Annotated in this window: 1 protein-coding gene; it reads right to left on the bottom strand. The window is 40.3% G+C overall.

The annotated features are described in order from the left end of the window. Positions 1-51: 51 nt before the first annotated feature. A partial coding sequence (locus RAO94_11810; GenBank protein ID MDP8323027.1) for a S41 family peptidase occupies positions 52-3,056 on the bottom strand: 3,005 nt, incomplete at its 5' end.

Below are 3,056 nucleotides of genomic sequence, written 5' to 3'. Positions count from 1 at the left end.
AAAGGCAGTCCTGAATATGGATCATTCAGGGCTGCAATATATTTTGATCAATTATTTGAGTTCCTTAAAGAGTTCTTCCACTGCTCGCTTGAGCTGGAGATCATTATCATTGATGTAATCTTCGGGATTCATGGGGACATAGATGTCTGGCTGTGCACCATCACCCTCCATATTATTATAATCCATTTCAAACCAGCCGGAAGAAGGCATTCTCATGGAAGAACCATCCATAAAATTGATGTGTCCGGTTCCGATAACAGACCCTGAAGTCGGCATTCCTATCACTTTACCCAGCTTGAGATGTTTAAAAAGTATTGGGAATATCTCAGCATCGGAGAAGGAATCTTCATCAATTAGAAGGACAATTGGCTTATCCCAGATGTCACGCGGAGTGGGATATTTATCTGCATCAGCCCTGCGGCTTGTGCTCCAACCGTACTGTTTTTTAGTGAGCGTTTCCAGGATGGAATCATGAGTACTGCCCCCGCCATTAAAGCGGATATCAATGATCAGAGCATCTTTATCAAAATTCATACCGAAAAGTTCATCTTCAAATTTTTCATAACTGGAATTATTCATCCCGCGAATATGCGAGTAGGCAAAACGTCCATCAGATAGTTCTTCTACTTTCTCCCGCCTGCTTTGCACCCAGTCATCATACCATAAATTATAATTCCGGCTGCTATTAATACCCTTCACTTCTACGGTACGGGTGCTGTCACCAACGTCAATTGTCAGTTTGATCTTTTCATTTACCTTATCACGCAGCAGGCTGTCAAAGGGAAGATTTTTACCAACTTGAATTCCATCTATAGAAAGCAGCACATCACCAGGTTTGATATCAAAATTCTGGGCAAGGCTGGAATTGCGGTATAGCTTTTGAAAACGAATACCTTTTGCGGGGAAATCACCAAGATCAAATGTGGCACCCAATCGAGCTTTGCGAACAGATGGGTAGCTTTGATCACTGCGAGGGTAAAAGCCCGTATGGGAAGCATTCAGTTCACCGATCATCTCATCAACAATATTGCCCATCATATTAGGTTCATAGGCATATTGCAGGTATTCCTGGTATTTTTTGTAGATTTTATCCCAGTTCATATCGTGCATTTCCGGGTCATAAAAACCACGTCCAAAACGACGCCATACCTGATCGAAAATATCTTGATTAAGCTCATGACGGTCATATTCATAACTGAACTTATTTTCAATCTTTTCGGGTTTGCTTCCACTGAGAGGCATTTTGAATAAAGAGCCATTTTTCTGGAAATACCAGTCTTTTCCCCGACAGGTGACAGAATCCATACCTTTACCAAAAGCATAAACCTCTTCATCATCTTCACCATTATACTTTACTTTGCGAAGAGTTTTTTCATTATCGAGGGAATTGATATAATACACCATCTCAGAAGTGAGATACACCACCCAATTATATCCTTCCTCGTTCGCAATACGAGTATTACGCTGATCCAGTCCGTCAAAATCTATTTCTAAATTCGTCTCTTTTTCTTCCTTATCTATAGATTTATCATCTTTATCTTTTTCTTCCTTTTTATCTTCATCCTTTTTCTTATCCTCAGGTTTAAGGATTTCTTTCCAGGGATCTTCATCATCATAATAGTAATCATTTTTCGGTTGGAGATCAAGGCGATATATATCTCCATCCATGGAATAAAAGGCACTTTTGTTATCTTTGCCCCAGCGGGGGGTTGAGAACCAGGAAGTTGTAGTTTCTATTGGATGAATTTCCTTTGTTTCACGGTCATATATCTTGAGTTCTCTGTTCCAGATGCTGTAGTCCGTTACTGAATACAGGAAATATCTACCTTCCTTATCCAGAACACCGTAATTATATTGTTCTTCCATATCGAGAACTTCCAGATCATTACCCAGACTGTCACCCACAGCAATTTTCTGAGCCCGGGAGCCAATCTGGGAAAAGGCTGCGATCAAGCGTCCATACTGTTCATCCAAATATTCAATGTATTTATCTTTACTCCATTTAATCTCTTCTATATCATCAATATCTGTAATATTGAAGCGATACATGTGGGGAGCACCTTTGATTATCTGAGTAAATATCACAGTTTTATTATCATCCATGATCACTAAATCATCAATCCCTTTTTGATCATGAGTTATCTGCTTAACTTCACCACCTTCCACGGGCATGGCAAAAAGATCATATTTCCAGGAGAAAACAATCAGCTTTCCATCTTTGGAGACGTCAAAGTTTTCTCCACAATTATTGCCCTTTATCTGCTGCAAAGGGTCAGCGATAATATCTGACTTGATCTCGATATCCAGTTTTGAAGCTTTCTTTTTATCCGGATCATATTTCCAGATCTGATCAAAGTGCTCAAAAACAATGCGGTCATTCTGATAGGCCACATCCAGATCACGTAAAGACCATGTTTTAAAGTTTGTTAACTGCGTCTTAGTGGAAAAATCAAGATCATCCACTTGATATAACTGAAATACTTCACCATCAGATGCGCCAAAGAAAATGCGGTCATTCTGCATGGAGAATTGAGGGTAGCGTTCAGTGTTGTCAGTTTCCGTAAGCCTGATATATTTTTCCTGCTTCATGTCATATATCCAGAGATCACCATTTGCTGAACCGGTATAACTTTCACGATATGGATAGCCACGACGACAATATATGATCTTATCACCCTTGCGGTTTAGACTGGAAAATGAGTCAGAAAAAGAGGTGATCTTCTCCAGGCTGCCATCCAGATAAAGCCGGAAATATTCATCATGATAACGTTCCTGATAACGGGTAACCAGCAGACTTTTGCTGTCAGGAAACCAGTCGCAAAGCGTGAAATCATCAGTATTGACAGCTTCAGCAGTTCCACCATCAGCAGGGATTTTGAATATGCACTGAAAACCATCACGAGAAGTCATATAAGCTATCCACTTGCCATCTGGTGAATATTGCGGGGTTGAGACATTATGATCAACAGCAGTAAGACTCCTGGCAGTTCCGCCGTCCCAGTCAACTGTCCATAATTCATCCAGATAAACGAAACAGACATTTTCACCATCAGGTG

This window comes from Candidatus Stygibacter australis, assembly GCA_030765845.1.
GTDB lineage: Bacteria > Cloacimonadota > Cloacimonadia > Cloacimonadales > TCS61 > Stygibacter > Stygibacter australis.
Note: the sequence above shows the minus strand (reverse complement) of the source record. Positions and strands in the feature narration are given on the sequence as shown.